Consider the following 20,165-nt stretch of genomic DNA (forward strand, 5'->3'; position numbering starts at 1 on the left):
ATCGACGATATCCGCCAGTCCTTCAATAAACGGCTGCACCAGATCCTGCTCTTTGACATGACCGGATGCCAGTGCCGCGTCGAGGGAGAGGCGCCTGACGCCCTGCAGACCCGAGGCCAGCAGTTCGTTAGCGCGATTCTCGACCACTTTGGTGACGTTGGTATCCGCCGGACCGCCGTTCGGCGGGTTGTACTTGATACCGCCATCTTCCGGCGGGTTATGCGACGGCGTAATCACGATGCCGTCCGCCAGCGGACCGCCTTTTTTGTTGTGCACCAGGATGGCATTGGAAATGGCCGGCGTCGGGGTAAAACCGTTGTTTTCCTGCACGATAACATCAACGCCGTTGGCTGCCAGCACTTCAAGAACCGAAATAAAGGCCGGTTCGGAGAGCGCGTGGGTATCTTTACCTACGTAGCAGGGACCGGTAATCCCGTTCTTCGCGCGGTCTTCCGCAATCGCCTGAGCGATCGCCAGAATATGCTGCTCATTGAAGTTATGGCGCCCTGCGCTGCCACGATGGCCAGAGGTGCCAAACTTCACCGCATGCTCCGCGTTGCCCGCTTCCGGCTTCAGTACGTAGTACTGCGCGGTCAGCTGAGCGACGTTAATCAAATCACTCTGTTGCGCAGGCTCCCCTGCGCGTTTACTGTCCGTCATTTTTCTCTCCTGTCATATCCGTCAGGCTTATTAATGTGTTTCTGCTGGGTCGCTCACCGATGGTGCCCCCCTTTCCCCCGGCGCTCCCGGAGGCGTGAATGTGGCCTAGAGCTGCGTTTTGTCGATATACCAGATCTTTTGCGCATACTCCCGCACCGTACGGTCCGATGAGAAATAGCCCATGTTGGTAATGTTGTGCATTGTTTTGGCGGTCCACTCTTCCGGGGTTCGGTAGAGCGCATCCACCCTGTCCTGACAGTCAACATAGCTGCGGTAATCGGCCAGAACCTGATAGTGGTCGCCAAAGTTAATCAGCGAATCCAGCAGACCGCGATAGCGGTCCGGCTCCTGTGGGCTGAACACCCCGGTCCCCATCTGGGTCAGCGCCTGGCGCAACTCTTCATCATGGTCGTAGTAATCATGCGGCTGGTAGCCGTTGCTGCGCAGCGCCTCAACCTGTTCAGCGGTATTACCGAAGATAAAGATATTCTCCTCCCCCACGTGCTCCAGCATTTCAACGTTGGCGCCGTCCAGCGTGCCAATGGTCAGCGCGCCATTGAGGGCGAATTTCATGTTACTGGTCCCGGAGGCTTCGGTCCCTGCCAGCGAAATCTGCTCAGAAAGATCCGCGGCCGGAATGATGGTCTGCGCCAGACTGACGCTGTAGTTGGGAATGAACACCACTTTTAACTTGTCGCCGATCTGCGGATCGCTGTTGATGACTTTGGCTACATCGTTAATCAGATGGATTATCTGTTTTGCCGTGTGGTAAGCGGATGCGGCTTTGCCGGCGAAAATCACCACTCGCGGCACCCAGTCGGCCTGCGGGTCAGCCTTGATACGGTTATAGCGGGTGATCACGTGCAGCACATTCATCAGCTGGCGTTTGTATTCGTGAATGCGCTTAATTTGCACATCAAACAGCGCCTTCGGATTAACCACCACCCCCAGCTGGCGGGCAATATAATCGGCCAGCCGCTGTTTATTCGCCAGTTTGGCTTCGCTGACGGCCTGGTTAACCAGCGGATAATCCTGATATTCCCCCAGTTCACTCAGCTGGCTTAAATCTGTGCGCCAGGTCTGGCCAATATAACGGTCCAGAACCCCGGAAAGGGACGGATTAGCGGCCGCCAGCCAGCGGCGCGGCGTGACACCGTTGGTGACGTTGGTGAAGCGTCGCGGAAAGATTTTGGCGAAATCGGCAAATAGCGACTCCACCATCAGCCGGGAGTGCAGTTCCGACACGCCGTTAACCTTGTGACTGACCACTACCGCCAGCCAGGCCATCCGCACGCGGCGACCGTTGGACTCATCGATAATCGAGGTCCGGCTCAGCAACGCCATATCATCGGGATAGTGCTCCTGCATCGTTTTCAGAAAATAGTCATTAATCTCGAAGATAATCTGCAAATGGCGCGGCAGGATTTTCCCCAGCATATCGACCGGCCAGGTCTCCAGCGCTTCGCTCATCAGGGTATGGTTGGTGTAGGAGAAGACCCGACAGGTCACCTCAAACGCGTCATCCCAGCTGAAGCGGTGTTCGTCAATCAGCAGACGCATCAGCTCCGGGATCGACAGCACCGGATGGGTGTCATTGAGGTGGATAGCAATTTTATCCGCCAGGTTGTCATAGGTTTGATACAGCTGGTAATGACGGGTGAGGATGTCCTGTACCGTCGCCGAAACAAGGAAATACTCCTGACGCAGGCGCAATTCACGCCCGGAATAGGTCGAGTCGTCCGGGTAAAGCACGCGGGAAACGTTCTCAGAGTGGTTCTTATCCTCCACGGCGGCGAAATAGTCCCCCTGGTTAAATTTACCGAGATTAATTTCACTGCTGGCCTGGGCACTCCACAAACGCAGGGTGTTGGTGGCATCGGTATCATAACCCGGGATAATCTGATCGTAGGCCACGGCAATAATTTCTTCGGTTTCCAGCCAGCGTGAGTTTTTGCCCTCATGTTGAACACGTCCGCCAAAGCGCACGGTATAGCGGGTTTTATGGCGCTCGAATTCCCACGGGTTACCGTACTCCAGCCAGTAGTCCGGTGACTCCATCTGCTGGCCGTCGATGATGTTTTGCTTGAACATGCCGTAGTCGTAGCGGATACCATAGCCGCGGCCTGGCAGCCCCAGTGTGGCCAGGGAATCGAGAAAACAGGCCGCCAGACGACCGAGACCGCCGTTGCCCAGCCCCGGATCGTTCTCCTCATCAATCAGCTCTTCCAGATCCAGCCCCATCCCTGCCAGAGCCGTTTTCACATCCTCATAGATGCCCAGCGACAGTAAGGCATTAGAGAGGGTACGGCCGATGAGAAACTCCATCGACAGATAATAAACCTGCCGGGCCTGCTGCGAGATCCTCGCCCGATGCGCCCGCAGCCAACGTTCTACCAGCCGATCGCGCACGGCGAACAGCGTGGCGTTGAGCCATTCATGCTTATTGGCAAGTGACGGATCTTTACCAAGAATAAACATGAGCTTATAAGCGATAGCATGCTGTAGCGCTTCTTCATTCAGACTGGGTGAAATATAACTTAAGCGTGGTTCCATTTTTCTTATCCGTAGCAATTAAATAATACGCTGATACAACTGGTGGAAAGACTTAGCGGCAATTTGCCAGCTAAAATCCATGCTCATTGCCTGACGTTGCACGTACCGCCACAGCGATGGACGGGACCACAGGACAAAGGCCCGGTGGATGGCATGTAATAGTGATTCAGTCTCGCCGTCGGTAAACACAAATCCGCTCGCGATCCCGTCAGCAAGGTTTTCGAGCGAACAGTCGGCGACGGTATCCGCCAGTCCGCCGGTGCGACGAACCAGCGGCAATGTGCCGTAGCGAAGGCCATAGAGCTGGGTCAGACCGCAGGGTTCAAAACGGCTGGGCACCAGGATGACGTCGGCGCCGCCAATCATCTGATGCGACAGCGCCTCGTCGTAACCGATCCGGATACTCACCTGCCCGGGGTATTGCGCCGCAGCGGCAAGAAAACGGGCCTGCAAATCCGGGTCGCCGGATCCCAGTAGCGCCAGCTGCCCTCCCTGCGCAATGATTCCCGGCAGTGCGCCAAGGAGCAGATCCAGCCCCTTCTGGCTGGTGAGCCGGCTCACGACGGTGAACAACAGCGCCCGGCCGTCCTCCTTCAGCCCCAGCGTCGTCTGCAGCTGCTGCTTGTTCTTCGCTTTCTCAGCCAGCGAGTTCCGATCGTAAGGCGCAGCCAGCAGCGGATCGCGGCGCGGATCCCAGATGCTTTCGTCGACGCCGTTAAGGATCCCCGACAGTCGCCCTTCCCGCTGACGTTGCCGCAGCAACTCTTCCAGACCGAACGCGTACTGCGGTTCGGTAATTTCACGGGCATACGTCGGGCTGACGGTGGTGATATGGTCAGCGAAATAGAGGCCCGCCTTAAGGAAGGAGATCTGTCCTTTAAACTCCACCCCATGCATCTGGAAGAATGACCACGGTAAAGCGATCTCCGCCATATGCCGGGCGAGGAACAACCCCTGATAGGCAATGTTGTGCACCGTAAACACTGACCTGGCGGGGTTGCCGCGGGCGGCCAGATAAGCCGGCGTGAGGCCCGCATGCCAGTCATGGGCGTGGACGATTTCAGGCCGCCAGAACGGATCCAGACCGCCAGCAAGCTCGGCCGCGACCCAACTCAACAGCGCGAAACGCAGGACGTTATCGGGATAGTCCTGCATCTGCGGGTCATGATAAGGATTACCCGGCCGGTCATAGAGATGCGGGGCATCAATCAGATAGATGCCCACGCCGTTAAAGTCGCCAAACAGCAGCGTCATCGGCCCGGCGAAGGTCTCCCTGCGGGCCACCACCTGCGGTTCCCCGACTCCGTCGCGGATCGCGGGAAACCCCGGCAGCAGCACGCGGGTATCCACGCCCTCGGCTATTTGCGCCGCCGGGAGAGCACCGGTCACATCAGCCAGCCCCCCCGTTTTCAACAGAGGGAACATCTCCGCTCCTACATGTAAAACTCGCATGGATGCTCCTTAATTATTCAGGCATGAAGGCGACGCGATGCCAATGACGGCAATCACAGCTGCGGCAGCTTTTATTTCCGCCAACGGCTTCATAGTTCAAGTCGGTTCAGCATTTCCTGGGTAACGAGGATGATCCCCTCTTCCGAACGATAAAAACGCTGCGCATCCTCAACGGCATTTTCGCCAATCACCATTCCCTCCGGAATAACACATCCCCTGTCGATCACGCAGCGTCTTATCCGGCAGGAGCGACCGACCCAGACGCCCGGTAATAAAACCGACGAATCAATATTACAAAACGAGTTAATGCGAACTTTGGAGAATAAAACCGACTGCACCACCACCGAGCCAGAAATAATACAGCCGCCGGAGACCAGAGAATTCATGGTCATGCCATGACTGCCGGAACGGTCCTGAACAAATTTAGCGCTGGGTAGCGACTCGACATAAGTCCGGATAGGCCAGTTACGATCATAAACATCCAGTTCAGGTACCACAGAGGCTAAATCCAGATTCGCTTTCCAGTACGCCTCCAGTGTTCCGACATCGCGCCAGTATGGCTCGGCATTATTATCGGACTGTACGCAGGAGCGCGGGAACGGATGCGCATACGCTTCACCTGCCGTCGTTATTTTGGGAATAATATCTTTGCCAAAATCATGGCTGGAGCCTTCATCCCGATCGTCTTCTGCCAGCAGCTGGTAGAGATATTCCGCATCAAACACATAAATGCCCATACTGGCAAGCGAGCGGGTTTCATCGCCAGGCATGGTGGGTGGATTAGCCGGTTTTTCAACAAATTCAATGATTTTGTCATTCTCATCCACGGCCATGACGCCAAACGCGTTTGCCTCTTCAACCGGGACCGGCATGCAGGCCACGGTGCAGCGCGCCCCTTTTTCAACGTGATCAAGCAGCATCCGCGAATAATCTTGTTTATAGATATGGTCCCCGGCCAGAATAACGACATATTCCGCATCATAGCGGCGGATAATATCCAGATTCTGGGTCACAGCATCCGCCGTCCCCCGATACCAGTTCTCCCCATGCACCCGCTGCTGTGCCGGTAATAAATCCACGAACTCATTCATTTCTTCGTTAAAGAATGCCCAACCGCGTTGAATATGCTGCACCAGTGAATGCGACTGATATTGTGTAATAACCCCAATACGTCTTATTCCTGAGTTAATACAATTTGATAAGGCAAAATCAATAATTCTGAATTTACCGCCAAAATGCACCGCAGGTTTTGCGCGAATAGTGGTCAGGTCTTTTAATCGGGTTCCGCGCCCGCCGGCGAGGATCAGGGCCACGGATTTAAGCGGTAACTGGCGCGACAGCATTACGTTGTCAGTATATTCAATTTTACTCATAATTATGTCCTGCTATTTAATAAAAGCCATAAAAGAAAATAATGAAGAAAAAGCCTCACTCTTCTGCAAATAAATTCAGAAGTGATCACCTCCGGTAATAAATAAACTGCAATAGATCGACTGCGTGTTTTATTGACCAGCAGACTCCCGCACCAGCCAGATTGTCGCCAGCGGCGGCAGCGTCACCGACAGCGAATGCTCCCGACCGTGGCTGGCGATCGCCTCGCTTGCCACGCCGCCGCCGTTGCCGGTATTGCTCCCGTGGTAGTGCATCGAGTCGGTGTTCAGCTCTTCACGCCAGCGCCCCGGCTGATTAACCCCGAAGCGATAGCCGTGACGCGGCACCGGCGTGAAGTTGCTGGCAACGATTATCTCGTTCCCGGCTTTATCGCGACGGACAAAGATAAATACCGACCGTTCGTGATCATCGACAACCAGCCACTCAAAGCCGTACGGGTCAAAATCCAGTTCGTGCAGCGCCTTATGATGACGATAGGTATGGTTCAGATCGCGCACCAGACGCTGCACCCCGTGATGCCAGTTGTCGTCCCCTTCCAGCAGATGCCAGTCGAGGCTGGCGTCGTGGTTCCACTCCCGTCCCTGGGCGAATTCATTGCCCATAAACAGCAGTTTTTTCCCCGGGAAGGCGAACATCCAGCCGTAGTAGGCGCGCAGGTTGGCGAACTTCTGCCAGGCATCGCCGGGCATGCGGTCGAGAAGCGATTTTTTACCGTGGACCACTTCATCATGCGACAGCGGCAGGACGAAGTTTTCGGTGTAGTTGTAGAGTATCCCGAAGGTCATCTTGTCGTGATGATGCCGACGATGGACCGGGTCGAGTTGCATATAGTCGAGGGTGTCGTGCATCCAGCCGAGGTTCCATTTGAACCAGAAGCCGAGGCCGCCCGTCGACGCAGGGCGCGAAACACCGGCAAAATCGGTGGACTCCTCCGCCATCGTCACTGCCCCCGGCGTCTGCTCGCCCAGCACCCGGTTGGTATTGCGCAGGAACTCGATCGCTTCGAGATTTTCCCGGCCGCCGTACTCGTTGGGCACCCACTCACCCTGCTTGCGGCTGTAGTCGCGGTAGATCATCGACGCCACCGCATCCACCCGCAGCGCATCGATGCCGAAGCGCTCGATCCAGTACAGCGCGTTCCCTACCAGGAAGTTGCTGACTTCACGGCGGCCGTAGTTATAGATCAGCGTGTTCCAGTCCTGGTGATAGCCTTCGCGCGGGTCGCTGTGTTCATACAGCGCGGTGCCGTCAAACAACGCCAGGGCGAAGTCATCGGCCGGGAAGTGGCCCGGCACCCAGTCGAGGATCACGTTCAGGCCCGCGGCGTGCGCGGCATGGAGGAAGTAGCGGAAATCTTCCCGGGTACCAAAGCGGCGGGTCGGCGCGTACAGCCCGGTGGGCTGATAGCCCCAGCTGCCGTCAAACGGATGTTCGTTAATCGGCAGCAGCTCGAGATGGGTGAAGCCCATCCACTTCGCGTAGGGCACCAGCCGATCGGCCAGTTCGCGGTAGCTCAGCCAGAAATGGTTGTCGGTATGACGACGCCAGGAGCCGAGGTGGACTTCATAAATCGAAATCGGTGCATCAAACTGGTTGGCCTGCTTACGGGCCGGCGGTTGCTCCACTTTCTCCGGCAGGCCGCAGATCAGCGAGGCGGTTTCCGGGCGCATCTGCGCTTCAAAAGCATAAGGGTCGGATTTCACCCGCAGGTGCCCGTGGGCGTCAATCAGCTCGAACTTATACAGCTGGCCGTTGTGCGCGCCGGGAACAAACAGCTCCCAGATGCCAGACTCTTTGCGCAGGCGCATCGGGTGGCGACGGCCGTCCCAGTAGTTAAACTGACCGACCACCGACACCCGACGGGCGTTCGGCGCCCAGACGGAAAAGCGCGTCCCGGTCACCCCGTCCATGGTGTCGGCATGGGCGCCCAGGGTTTCGTAGGGCCGTAGATGGGTTCCTTCGGCGAGCAGCCAGGCATCAAGCTCCTGCAGCACCGGGCCAAAGCGATAAGGGTCGTCAATCAGGTTTTGCTGGCCGTGCCAGGTGACCGCCAGTTGGTAACGAAAAGCATTTTTTCGCCGCGGCAGAACGCCGCTAAAGAATCCGCGTGAATCGAGGCATTCGAGCTTGCCAGCTTTACGCCCGGTTTTCGGCTCAATCACCCATACCTCGGTGGCATCGGGTAATAATGCGCGCACTTCCAGACCAGCAGCGGTTGAGTGCATGCCAAGCACAGAGAATGGATCGGAACAATGACCTGCGAGCAGTGCTGAAATCGCACTTTTTTCATTATAATCAGACATGTCAGTCACCCTACTATCATCCTGCGGAAAGAATTAAAACGCTTCTTTCTGCTTTATTGATCCGGTAATATTCCGCTGCAATGCTGCGCATCGAAATATCAACACGTTATTCCAGAGCCTTAAGACATGTCGGTCGTCCACAAATATAGAGCGATTAACCTCCTGAAAAGTGAATTAAATGGGCCGTACGCTTTTTGTATTATCTGACTCCAGAATAATTACTCCTAATTTTCTTTCTGTGAGTAAGTACTCATTTCTTTATGAATTGAAAAACTTATTTTTAAGTTATTATCAGAGGGGCAGCACCCTTAATGGCAACACCACTCGAATCTCATACAAAAAAATGAAAACAGGCCGCCTGAGTAGAATAAAAAACCTTTTAACCGCGCATTCAATAGCATTTATAACTGGTTGATGGGGCGTGCGGATACTCTGGAAACGGAAAGAACTCTATGCTAGAATTTTTTCGGATTTTTTTGACGGCCTCTCAGTATACTCAGTACTCAGGCAGTTCGCGGAAAGCCCCTTCCTTTTAAGCACGGGATGCAAAGCGGAGCCTCCGACAGGACGCCAGTGAAGGCGATTTGGCTCTTCAATTTATTATTTGCTCATCATAAAGGGCACACTTCCAACGCAGTAAGGCGGTGGCCAGAGCGCGTCTGATTTCCACACGGGTTTATGCCATTCGGGTCGTGTCATTTGATCTTGCGACGGCTAACCCCCTTTCAAGCTGTTAGCTTGCTGATAGCCGCTTTTGGGGAGGAGTTAATCAGCAGATGCGCGTGATCTCGCTCGCCATCCATTTCAACCAGCTCAACATCAAAATCAGCGCCCACACTGGCAAAGTATTTGCGTAGCTTTTCGATGGCATCCAGATTAAATATATTCCGTCGATATTGGGTAACAAACCGCGCGGTCGGGAATGTAAAGAATCAGAGAGCAGTATGGCGTTTTTTTTGCACTGGGATTATGCGCTTTGTTTTTTTATGCATTTGGCCTGTTGGTTTTATTAATAGCTGAAACCGTCAACCGAAAGAAAGTAAAAAAGGAGCGGACATGGATATAGTCCGCGAATTGATCGCAATTTAAATCTTTATATTGAATGTCGCAGTGGTGATTTTAGTAAAAACGACGACATGTGAGTCAGGACTGCTGTGGTGGTGCAAATTTTGCAGCAATCATTTGAGATGTGGGTTGCATTCCCCCCAGACTCCACTGCTCAGGCTCATGCTCATCAATCCGGATCCATACCGAACGCCGAAACTCCGGATCACCTTTCCCCTCAATTTCAACAATGAGGTCAGTCATACGACGTAACAGCTCATTTTTTTGTTCCGAACTCATAATTCCTTTAATGGTTTGCACATTTACGAAAGGCATATTATTCTCCTTAAATATCTGGGTCTAAAAATCATACTTATGGTAGAAGGCAAAAGAACACATGTCAAAAGATAATTCATTACCCTACTTGTCACCTGAGCTTTGCGGGCTAGCAGCGGCGGCGGAACTACTTGGAGATCAATGGGTGTTGTTGATCCTAAGGGAGGTTTTTTACGGGGTTACTCGCTTTGAAGCGATGCGTTCTCATACAAAAATGACGAAGCAGACATTGGCAAACCGATTAAAAAAAATGACTGAGCTCGATTTACTTTGCAAAATCCCCTATCAAGAAGAAGGCTCACGTGAGCGCTATGAGTATGTACTCACGCCAAAAAGCCGCAGTTTGGCGCCGATCCTTTTTTCCATAATGGAATGGGGGCATAAAAACCTATTGCACGATGAGCCGCATATTTCTTTAGTTGATAAGGAGAAAGGGGAATTAGTATACAGCGCTTTTATCTCAGCAACGGGGGCAGTTGTTGATGCTAAAAATATCCAGATAGTTCCTTTTAGACGTTAATTGCCACTAAGAACCTTTTTTAATGAGTTCTATCGCCAACACGCTAAACCCTCCTGATGTCCGCTCCTGGCACGGAGCGAACTTTCCCCTTTGCAGACGTTAAACGGTATTCAGCGGTTACCTACCCTACTGAGACGCTTCAGCCAGTAATGCGGCCTGTACAGCAGGACGGGCGTTAATTATATCCCGATATGCCGATAGCGCTGGCCAGCATTCCAGTTGGATTGAGAACAATTTACACCAGCCCAGCACAGTGAAAAGGTAGGCGTCAGCCACGCTAAAGGATGGACCAGTCAGATAGGTTTTTTCATTAAGGGTCGTCTGCAGGAAATCGAACCGTCGGAATAGCTTGTCACGAAAAATCGCTCTGATCTCTTCGGGCAGCGCAGGGTTGAACAACGGTGCCGAGCCGGCGTGTATTTCACTGGTGATAAAGTTAAGCCATTCCTGCAGCCGCAACCGCTCCCAGCTGCCCGCACGCGGCGCCAGGCCATGTTGTGGTTTAAGATCGGCGAGATACTGCACAATCGCCGGCCCCTCAGTGAGTATCTGCCCATCATCCAGCTCAAGTGCAGCAACATAACCTTTAGGGTTAATAGTGCGGAAGTCGCGACCATCAGCGGTGATCTTGCTGCTGTTGTTGACTTTAACCAGTTCAAACTCAAGTTCCAGTTCGCGCAGCACGATGTGCGGCGATAAGGAACAGGTATCCGGGGCGTAATAGAGTTTCATTTTGTCTCCGTTAATGTATAAAGGCGTCGGGCAACGTCCTGGCGATCATCAACTCACTGTATTTGACGCGGATAACACTGTAAAATTAATAGTACAGAAACAAACTATTAGCTGAGCTACTGATAATCATGATGAATCTTTTACACTGGCGCCTGGTGGTGGCCGTGGCCGATGCCGGCAACATCTCGCGCGCCGCAGAGGAGATAGGAATGACTCAGTCCGGTGCCAGCCAGGCCATCGCCCAGCTAGAGGCTTCCCTTGGATTTCCGGTATTTACCCGTGAGCGACGATATATTGGTATGACCGCGCTGGGTGCTCAGGTTGTTGAACATGCGAGAAACATGCTTTCGCAGCTGAGTGCCATCCGCGAACTGGCTGATAAGGGCCGCAATATAAATCGCGGGCACATTCGCCTCGCCAGTTTTCCATCCGTGACGTCTACATTGTTGCCCGGCCTGCTGCGCGACGTTAAGCGCCTGCATCCGGGTATTGAGGTCATCCTCCTGGAAGGTTCGGACGAGGAAGTCGAGGAGTGGCTTGCCGCAGACACCGTTGAACTTGGGGTGGTCATGAATCCCGGCCCCGGGCGTGCAGAGCTTGTAATAGGACAGGATGCATGGGTCGCGGTCATACCCGCCAGTCATCGGCTGGCACAGCATGCCAGGACTGATGGCATAACGCTGGCGGCGCTGGCAGACCAGCCCTTTATTCTGGCGACAGGCGGATGTGTCGTTAATGGAAAAAGCCTGATGGAAAAGGCAGGGTTCCCCCTCTCTGATATACGGGTGACAGTACGCGACTGGATTAGCGCCTGTAAGCTGGTCGGGGAAGAGATGGGCGTCGCCCTTGTACCTGAATCTGCCCTGCCGGAAACGTTGCGCAACCTCTGCGTAGTGCCTGTGACACCCGCTATACACCGTGAATTTGGGCTGGTTTGTTCGTCATCCGGAACCTCTTCTGATGCAACGCAGGCGCTACTTAATGCACTACGTAAACGAGGATGAACCATCAAGAGTTAATCATTTCGCCTTGCTAAACGACCGCTCCTGGCACTCAGGTATCTACACAACAGCGACCAGCGAGGCTCAGCCAGTCAGCCTGGTCAGTCATATATTTCCGTGCAGTCGTACCTGCCTGTGGCCTCTATCTCAGTACAAACTGCATCAAATGAACAAAGATATACACTGTCGCAGCCACCTGGATTGTCAGGAAACCCCATCTGAGATAGCGCCATTCATAGCGTTCTCTGGCATCAGCGGCTTCAATAGCGGGGTCAGAACGTTTTCTTTTCCTGCTCCTGAATTCATTGATTACCCATAGAATGAGAATAAAGATAATGATGGTTTTCTGAAGAATGGGATTATCCACAAAGAGAGACTCCGGCCCGCTCGCTGATACAGGCAGAATAGATGAGCCACCTTCACGCTGCCACCACTAAATGAAAGGATAAAATTAATTTTCGTCCTGATGTGACCTGCTCCCCGTTGATTAATACATCGTGATATCAGCAATGTCCGCTCCTGGCACGGAGCCGACCATCAGATTCGGCCCCGTTCAGTTCATCAACTTTATCAGTCAGTCTGCCTGGCTCCCGGGCAGCATGGTCCTTCCTGAGCCGTCATTTTATAACACGCCCAGTTGTTTCATCAGAGTCAGGTTATCTTCAAGATGCCAGTTGGCGATGATTTTATTATTTCTGACCTGATAGATATCCGTCGCGATAAAATCAACCTGCTGGCCCTTACCTTTCAGTTTGCCGAAGGTTCCCGTGAAATGTCCGCGGAAATGCAGATGTGATACGACTCGATCGCCTGCAACAATCATCTGCTCAACCTCGCAACTCAGATCCGGGACAGCGGTACGGAAGGCGCGAGAGGCCAGAAGTGCGCCTTCCGGTCCCTGTTTGCGGCCCTCAGGCGGCGTCTTATCGACAAAATTATCGGCCAACGCCTCACGGGCCAGGGCTTCATCACCCGTATTCCAGAATGTCGCGTAACGTCTCGCGACGGTTTCAAGCGCAGCCTCGCGAGCTGATAACAGGTTGTTTTCCGCAATCAATTCATGGGGTTTCACCAGCTCAAGCGGTGCAGAAAACGCAGCGCTGGCCACGGATAGCAGCATAAGCGCCGCCAGCCGGGAAAGATAAATCGTCAACTTTTTCATAAAAAAGTCCTGTGTGTTGCCTCAAAGAAACAGGTGACCCGGGCACATTCAACCGCTTGCGGGTAAAACGTGAGGATTAGTGAATCAGCGCGCCGCCTTCGATATCCAGCAGGGTTCCGGTGACAAAGGGATTGTCCATCACGAACAGATAGCCTTTTGCGATGTCCTCTGCCCGCCCGAAGGCTTTTGCCGGCAAATTTTCAGCGGCAGACGCAAGCAATTTTTCGCGGGCAGCGGGATCCATGCCTGCGTAGGCCTCGGTATCCGTCAGCCCCGGACTCACCGCGTTGACCCGCAGCGGAGAAAGCTCCTTCGCCAGCACCTTAACGGCTGACTCCAGGGCCGCGTTCATGGTGGTCTTGACGATAGCGCCCGCGACAGTGCGGCGGGAAACAAAGCCGCTGGTCAGCGTCAGGGTACCCCGGGCCTTAATATTTTTACTCAGATGCCTCGCGACATGGATACTGCCCCAGAATTTGGTATCGAAAGCCAGTCGGGCCTCGTTAAGATTCAGTGAAGCGAGCGCCCCGCCGGGTGCCTGCGATCCCGCCGTCACAATAACGTTATCTACCTCTCCGAGCGTCTGGCTAAGCTGAATCACCTCCTCCTCTTTGCTGATATCAAGGACGACAGTATCCACAGATGCGCTTTTCTGGCTCAGTAACTGTCTGGCCCGCGCCAGCTTTTCACTGTCCCGTCCGGCAAGGATCAGGCTTTCTCCCTGTTCAGCCAGAGCACTAGCCACAGCAAAGCCAATGCCGGAAGTCCCGCCAATGATTAATGTTTTTTTCACCATCACTTTATGCCTCGTCGGTTTTGTAGCACGGATAATCGGTATAGCCTGCGCTGCTTCCGCCAAAAAGCGTGGCGGGATTGCTTACCGTCGTTAATGGAAGGTTATTCCTGAGCCGGTACGGCAGGTCAGGGTTGGCAATGAACGGGCGGCCAAAGGCAAACAGGTCGGCCAGCCCCGCCTTCAGTAGTTTGTCCACTTTGTCCTGGGTATAATTTCCGGCGACAATGAGAGTGCCGCTAAAGGTGGCGCGTAATGCTTCACGAAAATCAGCAGGAACCTGAGGCGCATCGTCCCAGTCAGCCTCTGCCAGATGGATATAAGCGATACCTTTCTTTTCGCACCATGCAGCCAGCGCGAGGATCGCGTCAATCACCTGCGGGTCGTTCATTCCGCGCTGGGTGATGAACGGGGAAAGGCGTATGCCCGTGCGCGTCGCGCCGATGGCGTCGCTGATGGCTTCCAGCACCTCCTGCGCAAAACGGATCCGGTTAGCCAGGCTGCCGCCATACTCATCGGTACGTTGGTTCGATGTCCGGCGAAGAAACTGATCGATCAGATAACCGTTACCGCCGTGCACCTCAATACCATCAAAACCGGCGCTGATGGCGTTTAACGCGGCCTGCCGGTAATCAGCAATTATCTGCTGAATATCGGCATGCTCAAGTGCCCGCGGCTCCGGACAGTCGACCATATGTCCTTCCCCCTGCTCATCAACAACCCATACCTGAGCATCCGGCGCGAGCGCAGAGGGCGCGACAGGTTTGCCATCTGCATGGAAACCCGCATATGACATGCGCCCAACATGCCAGAGCTGGGAAAAGATAATGCCTCCTGCGTGGTGAACGGCTTCTGTGCTCAGCCGCCATCCTGCAACCTGTTCAGCGGAGTGCAGACCGGGTGTCCAGGAGTACCCCTGCCCCTGAGGTGAAATCTGCGTAGCTTCCGTAATGATCAAACCCGCGCTGGCGCGCTGCTGGTAGTACGCCGCCATAAGTGCTGAAGGCACGTTTCCCGGCTGTAACGCCCGCGCCCGGGTCATTGGCGCCATCACGATCCGGTTTTTCAGGCTGAGAGTCTTCAGCTGGTAGCTATCAAAAAGTGTACGATTTTCCATTTTCTATCCCCCGTAATGAATTGTTGAAAATACTTTACGTGGTGAGAGATATTTTGATAATGGCATTAAAATATGATTGTCTTTTCAGGATTACTGAATAATGGGAAAGCTTGAAGATATGGCTCTGCTGGTTGCAGTGGTGGAGGCAGGCGGGCTTTCAGCCGCTGGTCGCCATATGGGACTCTCGCCGGCCACCATGACCGCCAGGCTGAAGGCGATTGAAGAGCGTTATCAGACCCGTCTATTCCACCGCTCCACTCGCGCCATTACCATGACTCGTGCCGGTGAGGAGTTCTATCACGCTGCACTGCGCGTACTGGATGAAATGAACCATGCTGAGTCGCTACTTACGCAAAAAGAAGGGGTGCTCAGCGGTAATATCCGCATTTCGGCCCCCTCCGATTTTGGCCGACAGTATCTCAGCCCGGCCCTGCTCGATTTTTCCCGGCTGCATCCGGCAGTGAAAAGCTCGGTATACCTGGGCGAAAGCGTCAAAGATCTGGTAGCCAATCGTCTGGACATGAGCATTCGTTTCGGAAACCTGCCCGACAGCAGCCTGGTCGTCAGAAATATCCGCCCGAATCATAGGGTTCTGGTCGCCTCAGCCCACTATCTCCGGGCGGCAGGCACACCAGGTTCCATTGATGATTTACACAACCACCGATGCCTGGCGCTGGAACTGCGCGGAAGGGTCATGAACGAATGGCGTTTTGAGCACGACGGTAAACAGAGCACATTGCGCTTTACCCCAGCCATGGTATGCGACGATGGCGCGCTACTCCGCCAGTGGGTGCTGGCGGATGCGGGTATTGCCAGTAAGTCATGGTGGGATGTAAAGCGTGATGTGGAGCAAGGCAGACTGCAACTGTTGTTTGCTGAAAGTTTTATTGGGTTTAGCCGCCTTGATAAAAAAAATGTCGGGCTGCAATTTGTCTACCCGCAGCGACGGCTGCAGCCGCTGCCGGTTACCGCCTTCACCCAGTTCTTTATCGACTGGCTGGAAAATGAGTAGAAATCGACGGCCTGCTCCCCGTATTTTAATTCACCGTTACGTTACCTGGCTCGAAGCGCAGAGAAAGCAAGGCCATAAGATCCGCTATGAGCGAGGAGCGGAAGCTGAAGTTCACGTGCTAACTGAAGGACAACTTCCGAAGTCGCGGCTGTTCATTTAGGATTTTACGAACAGACTCATTATCCCCACTCCCAGGGCGCTATAGAAAAGCAACTGATACAGATTAGTCGGCACTTCTATCCATTTTCGAACGATGCCCAGCGCAACCACGACCAGCGCAGCAGGATAAATGGCGCACAGCACGGGAACCGCCATTTCGGTGAGAGAGTTCAGTCCCAGCACGGCAAGTGCTGCTGACACCATCAGGGATAGCGTCACCAGCAGCCCATAAGACGCGCCGGTCGTCTGGTTGAAATAGCGCGCCGTTCCGGTCGTCAGACCAATAGCCGTGACCAGACAGGCCAGGGTAATGATCGCCGCCAACAGCACCTGACCATAAACGCCAAAAACAGTTTCGACATAGGCGCTCATCACCTGCATACCGTTCATTGCGCCCTGCACCGGACTATGGGACCCCATCGACAGATAGCAGATATAAATCACAGCCAGACCCGCGGCAGCGATAAAGGCTGCGGCGGTGGAATGAGTGAAGATACCCCGCGGATGGTTGACCCCCCGCTCCTTGAGCGTATGAGTGATAATGGCGCCGAAGCATAGCGCACTGATCACATCCAGGGTCTGATAACCGTTGACGAATCCTGTACCGAACGCGCGAGTTTCATACGCGGCTGTTGCTGTTGTGAGTTCGCCAATAGGGTGTAACCAGGCACACACGCCGATAAAAATCAGGGCACTTATTTTAATCGGCGAAAGGAAGAAACCGACAATTTCCAGTAGTTTTCCCGGTTTTGCCAGCGTCGCGCCAGCAAGGCCAAAGAAAGCGGCGGAAAATATCATCTTCTGCATCAGGGAGCTACCCGTGCCGTCGGTGATGACTTCGTAGCTAATCGTCGCGGTGCGCGGCGTGCCAAAGAACACCCCCAGCGTTAAAAAGCAAATGCCAATAAAAATCAAGCCCGGCCATTTGCCTAAGGGTTTCGTTAATTCCGCAATATCACCGCCATTAATGGCAAGGGAAATAATCGCCAGCGCCGGGAATAAAACCGCTGTGATAATAAAGCCAAAGCCTGCATTAAAGGCGTTTGCGCCCGCCTGCATGCCGACCAGCGGCGGGAAAATAATATTGCCTGCGCCCAAAAAAAGCGCAAGTGTCATCCCGCCAAGAGCCATTGTCTCTGGCAATGAAAGTCTGGTGTTTGCTGTCATTATTAACTCTTATTATATAAATATCATACTCTGGAAGGTGTGGTCATTATCTGCCCGGTCACCGTTCCGGTCATACATCGTCATTACAACTGGAATATCCCTTCGATGGTCATGCGTGCGAAACCGTGCAGTTCCACGCGCCCGTCATCGCGAACCACACAGCGCAACGCCCCTTTACGCTTCCCGCCTTGTTGAGCGGTCAGAACATTTTTCCCCGTACGCGCCGCCCAGAACGGGGCGAGGAAGGTGTGTGCCGATCCCGTGACCGGATCTTCGTTCACGCCGACCTGCGGGCCGAACCAACGGGACACAAAATCAAACTGGTTATCAGCGGCGGTCACGATCACGCCACGGGTGTCGAATACAGCCAGCTTGTTGAAGTCAGGATTAAGCCCGTCGATGATAGTTTTGTCATCGACCAGTACAATCAGATCGTCCGATTTCCACACCCCTGTAACGCCGCCGGTAATGCCAAGGGCTTCCAGAAGTCCATCAGGCGTATCAATCTTCGTGGCCGATTTAGCCGGGAAGTCCATGCACAGCTCATCCCCGTTCTTACTCACCGTCAACAGGCCGCTACGGGTGTGGAAGCCGATAGTCTCTTGTTGGTAACCAAGCTTGTTGAACAGCACCCAGGATGCTGCGAGAGTGGCATGACCGCACAAATCCACTTCAACCGCAGGCGTACACCAGCGCAGTTGATACCCCTCCTCGACCGGCACAAAAAAAGCGGTTTCAGAAAGATTATTCTCCGTGGCGATGGCTTGCAGAACATCATCAGGCAGCCACTCAGTTAACGGGCAAACGCCCGCCGGGTTGCCGCCAAAAGGTTGAGTGGTGAAAGCATCAACCTGATAAAAAGGAATTACTGCGGTGTCAGGCTTTGTCATTTAATTTATCCAGATAGTTGTAAACGGTGTACCGGGTGACACCCAGCGCTTTAGCGACGTGATTAACGCTGCCTTTAATCTTGAAAAAGCCCTGAGCATGTATTTCAGAAATAACCCGCTTTCTGAAATCGATTTTACTTTCTGAACCCGTAGGTCTGAATTTCGAAATAACCTCATCCAGGGATTTATCCTGAATATCACCCAGCGGATTTTCTGGTGTTTCAGCCGCGGCGGCCGGATGGAGTAAATAGTCCAGATCGCGTTTGAGTTTTAACACCACGTCCATATCGACGTTAATGCAGAAAGCGACTAACGGCACGCCGTCATCGCTGTAATAAATCGTCGATGCGCTATTCAACGTGGTGCCAGAGAGTGTGGTGGTGGTATATCCACTGAATACCTGACTGGGAACACGCTTCGAGGCATCCAGTAAGCCTAAGAATCCCGTGTCATTTTCCGGGCCGGACAACAGCGCATCACCGGCTTTCCTGCCGCTGACGTGTCCATTAATGATGTTTATCACGGACGCTTCGGGACGGGTAAGGTCATGCAGCACCGCTTCTGTGTTTAAGGGAAGCGTGGTTCTCAATGCTTCAAGCGAAGCCGTCAGAATAGTGATTAAACGTTCACGTTCGTCTTTCATTTTGCTCTCCCCATCAGACTACGGCCTGGACTTCTATTTCGACGTCTAAATCAAAAGCAAGGCGGCTGGTGACAACGCTCCTTGCGGGGAAACCTTCCGGGAAGAACGCGCTGTAAGCGGCATTGAATTCGCTAAAGTGCTCCATGCTGCTTAGCCAAACCTGGACTTTCACAATGTTGTTCAGCGTGGTATGCGCTCGCGCCAGAGTTTCCCGGATGGCATGCATGATATGCCGGGTCTGCTGGGCGACAGAGCCATACAACGGCTCACCTTCGGGGCTCATGGCGACGTGCCCGGAAAGAAAAACAAACCCGTTCACCCTCACGGCGTCTGAAAAGGGAAACGGTTTGGTCGTGGGGTAGCGTACGATAGACATGTGTCAGATTTGCCCTAAAGAAAGTTGAGTAGCACGGTAGCATGACTTCATTTGCAATTAAACAAAATTATCATTTTAAACATTTGTTGATTTTATCACGGTCATTTATCTCCCCTCGCTGAGCATCGACAGATATTTTGTTGACGGGACTGGACATGCCCTGAACCCTGTTTGAGTACTCTAAGTCCGGGCATGCCCGCCTCTGGCACGAAGCGGACGAGTTAACTGAGTGGAAGGTGCGCTCTGAGCGAGGGGCAGATCAGACGTTGCCGCAACGGGAGATTTCGCTCCCGGATGTTAAGTCGCTGGAGTGGGACTGCAGCTTTTGCCGTCAAAATCCTTTATGCTGTGCCAAACTCCTGTACAGGGTATGACCATGATAATAGTAGAGAAAGCAGACCCGTTAGATGCAGAATCTCATCGGTTAATCGAAATGCTGTCATCAGAACTTGCCGCTATTACCGGTGATAATGGCAAAAGCCATTTTGCCATTGACGCAATAAATGGCGACAATTCATTATGGGTCCTGGCAAGGAATACTCGTGGCAATGCGATAGGATGTGGCGCTATCAGGCCAGTAACACAACATATAGCTGAGCTTAAGAGGATGTTTTCAGACCGAAGCGAGCCTGGTGTTGGCCATGCTTTACTCCGTTTTCTGGAAACATCGGCAAGGGAGATGGGATACAGCGAACTCTGGCTAGAAACCCGGCTCATCAATCATAAGGCTGTCCGTTTTTACGAAAAAAATGGATATGTCCGTATTGAAAATTATGGTCCCTACATAGGCAGGAAAGAGGCCGTTTGTTTCTCAAAGGCATTGCATTAATGGCGTCCTATGTCCGCTTATGGT

At 53.4% G+C, this 20,165-nt stretch carries 19 protein-coding genes and 1 pseudogene; 4 read left to right on the forward strand and 16 right to left on the reverse strand.

Annotated features, from left to right (window positions below; translation table 11 throughout):
• The 7 genes and pseudogenes from GRPL_RS07285 to GRPL_RS07260 all read right to left on the reverse strand — a co-directional run.
• Positions 1-660, reverse strand: a 660-nt coding sequence (locus GRPL_RS07285) for a phosphohexomutase domain-containing protein (RefSeq protein WP_032700086.1), incomplete at its 3' end; no start/stop codon positions are given.
• A gap of 105 nt (positions 661-765) precedes the next feature.
• On the reverse strand, positions 766-3,213 hold the full coding sequence (gene glgP / locus GRPL_RS07280; protein ID WP_032700088.1) for a glycogen phosphorylase: 2,448 nt from the start codon (positions 3,211-3,213) through the stop codon (positions 766-768).
• An 18-nt stretch (positions 3,214-3,231) separates the two neighbouring features.
• Complete coding sequence (gene glgA / locus GRPL_RS07275) at positions 3,232-4,665, reverse strand: glycogen synthase GlgA (protein ID WP_032700090.1); 1,434 nt, start codon at positions 4,663-4,665, stop codon at positions 3,232-3,234.
• Between the two features lie 89 nt (positions 4,666-4,754).
• Positions 4,755-6,038: a glucose-1-phosphate adenylyltransferase gene (glgC, locus tag GRPL_RS07270; protein WP_032695945.1), complete on the reverse strand. Its 1,284-nt coding sequence runs from the start codon at positions 6,036-6,038 to the stop codon at positions 4,755-4,757.
• A gap of 129 nt (positions 6,039-6,167) precedes the next feature.
• Complete coding sequence (glgB, locus tag GRPL_RS07265) at positions 6,168-8,360, reverse strand: 1,4-alpha-glucan branching enzyme (RefSeq protein ID WP_032700092.1); 2,193 nt, start codon at positions 8,358-8,360, stop codon at positions 6,168-6,170.
• Positions 8,361-8,960: 600 nt separating this feature from the next.
• Positions 8,961-9,268 (reverse strand): annotated as a pseudogene (tnpA, locus tag GRPL_RS28595) (IS200/IS605 family transposase); the annotation flags it as partial.
• Between the two features lie 235 nt (positions 9,269-9,503).
• Positions 9,504-9,740, reverse strand: coding sequence for a tautomerase family protein (locus GRPL_RS07260; protein WP_032695943.1), 237 nt, complete (start codon positions 9,738-9,740; stop codon positions 9,504-9,506).
• A gap of 61 nt (positions 9,741-9,801) precedes the next feature.
• Here GRPL_RS07260 and GRPL_RS07255 point away from each other — a divergent pair, with 61 nt between their 5' ends.
• The gene (locus GRPL_RS07255) at positions 9,802-10,260 is read left to right on the forward strand and encodes a winged helix-turn-helix transcriptional regulator (RefSeq protein WP_032695942.1); all 459 of its coding nucleotides are present in this window, start codon (positions 9,802-9,804) and stop codon (positions 10,258-10,260) included.
• A 126-nt stretch (positions 10,261-10,386) separates the two neighbouring features.
• Here the strand turns inward: GRPL_RS07255 and gstA are convergent, their stop codons facing one another.
• Entirely contained in the window at positions 10,387-10,992 is a 606-nt protein-coding gene (gene gstA, locus GRPL_RS07250) for a glutathione transferase GstA (RefSeq protein WP_032700093.1), read from the reverse strand.
• A gap of 128 nt (positions 10,993-11,120) precedes the next feature.
• Here gstA and GRPL_RS07245 point away from each other — a divergent pair, with 128 nt between their 5' ends.
• A complete protein-coding gene (locus GRPL_RS07245; protein ID WP_032700095.1) occupies positions 11,121-11,996 on the forward strand; it encodes a LysR family transcriptional regulator in 876 nt (291 codons plus the stop codon).
• Positions 11,997-12,135: 139 nt separating this feature from the next.
• Here GRPL_RS07245 and GRPL_RS28300 read toward each other — a convergent pair whose 3' ends face one another.
• From GRPL_RS28300 to GRPL_RS07225, 4 genes are all read right to left on the reverse strand, one after another.
• Positions 12,136-12,360, reverse strand: coding sequence for a hypothetical protein (locus GRPL_RS28300; protein ID WP_032700096.1), 225 nt, complete (start codon positions 12,358-12,360; stop codon positions 12,136-12,138).
• Between the two features lie 255 nt (positions 12,361-12,615).
• Complete coding sequence (locus tag GRPL_RS07235) at positions 12,616-13,155, reverse strand: ester cyclase (RefSeq protein WP_032695941.1); 540 nt, start codon at positions 13,153-13,155, stop codon at positions 12,616-12,618.
• A 76-nt stretch (positions 13,156-13,231) separates the two neighbouring features.
• On the reverse strand, positions 13,232-13,951 hold the full coding sequence (locus GRPL_RS07230) for an SDR family oxidoreductase (RefSeq protein WP_032700097.1): 720 nt from the start codon (positions 13,949-13,951) through the stop codon (positions 13,232-13,234).
• A 4-nt stretch (positions 13,952-13,955) separates the two neighbouring features.
• Positions 13,956-15,065, reverse strand: coding sequence for an alkene reductase (locus GRPL_RS07225; protein WP_032700099.1), 1,110 nt, complete (start codon positions 15,063-15,065; stop codon positions 13,956-13,958).
• A 100-nt stretch (positions 15,066-15,165) separates the two neighbouring features.
• Between GRPL_RS07225 and GRPL_RS07220 the strand changes: the two genes are divergently transcribed.
• Positions 15,166-16,077: a LysR family transcriptional regulator gene (locus GRPL_RS07220; protein ID WP_032700101.1), complete on the forward strand. Its 912-nt coding sequence runs from the start codon at positions 15,166-15,168 to the stop codon at positions 16,075-16,077.
• A gap of 156 nt (positions 16,078-16,233) precedes the next feature.
• On the opposite strand, the gene brnQ is transcribed toward GRPL_RS07220, so the two are convergent.
• The 4 genes from brnQ to GRPL_RS07200 form a co-directional block, all read right to left on the reverse strand.
• A complete protein-coding gene (gene brnQ / locus GRPL_RS07215) occupies positions 16,234-17,403 on the reverse strand; it encodes a branched-chain amino acid transport system II carrier protein (RefSeq protein ID WP_032695937.1) in 1,170 nt (389 codons plus the stop codon).
• A gap of 83 nt (positions 17,404-17,486) precedes the next feature.
• Positions 17,487-18,293 (reverse strand): PhzF family phenazine biosynthesis protein, encoded by an 807-nt coding sequence (locus tag GRPL_RS07210; RefSeq protein WP_032695936.1) that lies wholly within the window; start codon positions 18,291-18,293, stop codon positions 17,487-17,489.
• The gene (locus GRPL_RS07205) at positions 18,280-18,936 is read right to left on the reverse strand and encodes a helix-turn-helix transcriptional regulator (RefSeq protein WP_032695935.1); all 657 of its coding nucleotides are present in this window, start codon (positions 18,934-18,936) and stop codon (positions 18,280-18,282) included. Before GRPL_RS07205 ends, GRPL_RS07210 begins: the two co-directional genes overlap by 14 nt.
• A 13-nt stretch (positions 18,937-18,949) precedes the next feature.
• Positions 18,950-19,312, reverse strand: coding sequence for a RidA family protein (locus GRPL_RS07200; protein ID WP_032700102.1), 363 nt, complete (start codon positions 19,310-19,312; stop codon positions 18,950-18,952).
• Positions 19,313-19,688: 376 nt separating this feature from the next.
• Here GRPL_RS07200 and GRPL_RS0125850 point away from each other — a divergent pair, with 376 nt between their 5' ends.
• Positions 19,689-20,141 carry a GNAT family N-acetyltransferase gene (locus tag GRPL_RS0125850; RefSeq protein WP_102047545.1) on the forward strand — a complete coding sequence of 151 codons (453 nt, stop codon included), beginning with the start codon at positions 19,689-19,691 and terminating at the stop codon, positions 20,139-20,141.
• The last annotated feature ends 24 nt before the right edge of the window (positions 20,142-20,165 follow it).

The organism is Klebsiella planticola ATCC 33531, assembly GCF_000735435.1.
In the GTDB taxonomy this organism is placed as follows: domain Bacteria; phylum Pseudomonadota; class Gammaproteobacteria; order Enterobacterales; family Enterobacteriaceae; genus Klebsiella; species Klebsiella planticola.

Bases quoted from the DNA above. Each gene is read 5' to 3' on its own strand.
- glgP (WP_032700088.1), bottom strand. From the start codon at position 3,213: ATGGAACCACGCTTAAGTTATATTTCACCCAGTCTGAATGAAGAAGCG.
- glgA (WP_032700090.1), bottom strand. From the start codon at position 4,665: ATGCGAGTTTTACATGTAGGAGCGGAGATGTTCCCTCTGTTGAAAACG.
- glgC (WP_032695945.1), bottom strand. From the start codon at position 6,038: ATGAGTAAAATTGAATATACTGACAACGTAATGCTGTCGCGCCAGTTA.
- glgB (WP_032700092.1), bottom strand. From the start codon at position 8,360: ATGTCTGATTATAATGAAAAAAGTGCGATTTCAGCACTGCTCGCAGGT.
- GRPL_RS07260 (WP_032695943.1), bottom strand. From the start codon at position 9,740: ATGCCTTTCGTAAATGTGCAAACCATTAAAGGAATTATGAGTTCGGAA.
- GRPL_RS07255 (WP_032695942.1), top strand. From the start codon at position 9,802: ATGTCAAAAGATAATTCATTACCCTACTTGTCACCTGAGCTTTGCGGG.
- gstA (WP_032700093.1), bottom strand. From the start codon at position 10,992: ATGAAACTCTATTACGCCCCGGATACCTGTTCCTTATCGCCGCACATC.
- GRPL_RS07245 (WP_032700095.1), top strand. From the start codon at position 11,121: ATGATGAATCTTTTACACTGGCGCCTGGTGGTGGCCGTGGCCGATGCC.
- GRPL_RS07235 (WP_032695941.1), bottom strand. From the start codon at position 13,155: ATGAAAAAGTTGACGATTTATCTTTCCCGGCTGGCGGCGCTTATGCTG.
- GRPL_RS07230 (WP_032700097.1), bottom strand. From the start codon at position 13,951: ATGGTGAAAAAAACATTAATCATTGGCGGGACTTCCGGCATTGGCTTT.
- GRPL_RS07225 (WP_032700099.1), bottom strand. From the start codon at position 15,065: ATGGAAAATCGTACACTTTTTGATAGCTACCAGCTGAAGACTCTCAGC.
- GRPL_RS07220 (WP_032700101.1), top strand. From the start codon at position 15,166: ATGGGAAAGCTTGAAGATATGGCTCTGCTGGTTGCAGTGGTGGAGGCA.
- brnQ (WP_032695937.1), bottom strand. From the start codon at position 17,403: ATGACAGCAAACACCAGACTTTCATTGCCAGAGACAATGGCTCTTGGC.
- GRPL_RS07210 (WP_032695936.1), bottom strand. From the start codon at position 18,293: ATGACAAAGCCTGACACCGCAGTAATTCCTTTTTATCAGGTTGATGCT.
- GRPL_RS07205 (WP_032695935.1), bottom strand. From the start codon at position 18,936: ATGAAAGACGAACGTGAACGTTTAATCACTATTCTGACGGCTTCGCTT.
- GRPL_RS07200 (WP_032700102.1), bottom strand. From the start codon at position 19,312: ATGTCTATCGTACGCTACCCCACGACCAAACCGTTTCCCTTTTCAGAC.
- GRPL_RS0125850 (WP_102047545.1), top strand. From the start codon at position 19,689: ATGATAATAGTAGAGAAAGCAGACCCGTTAGATGCAGAATCTCATCGG.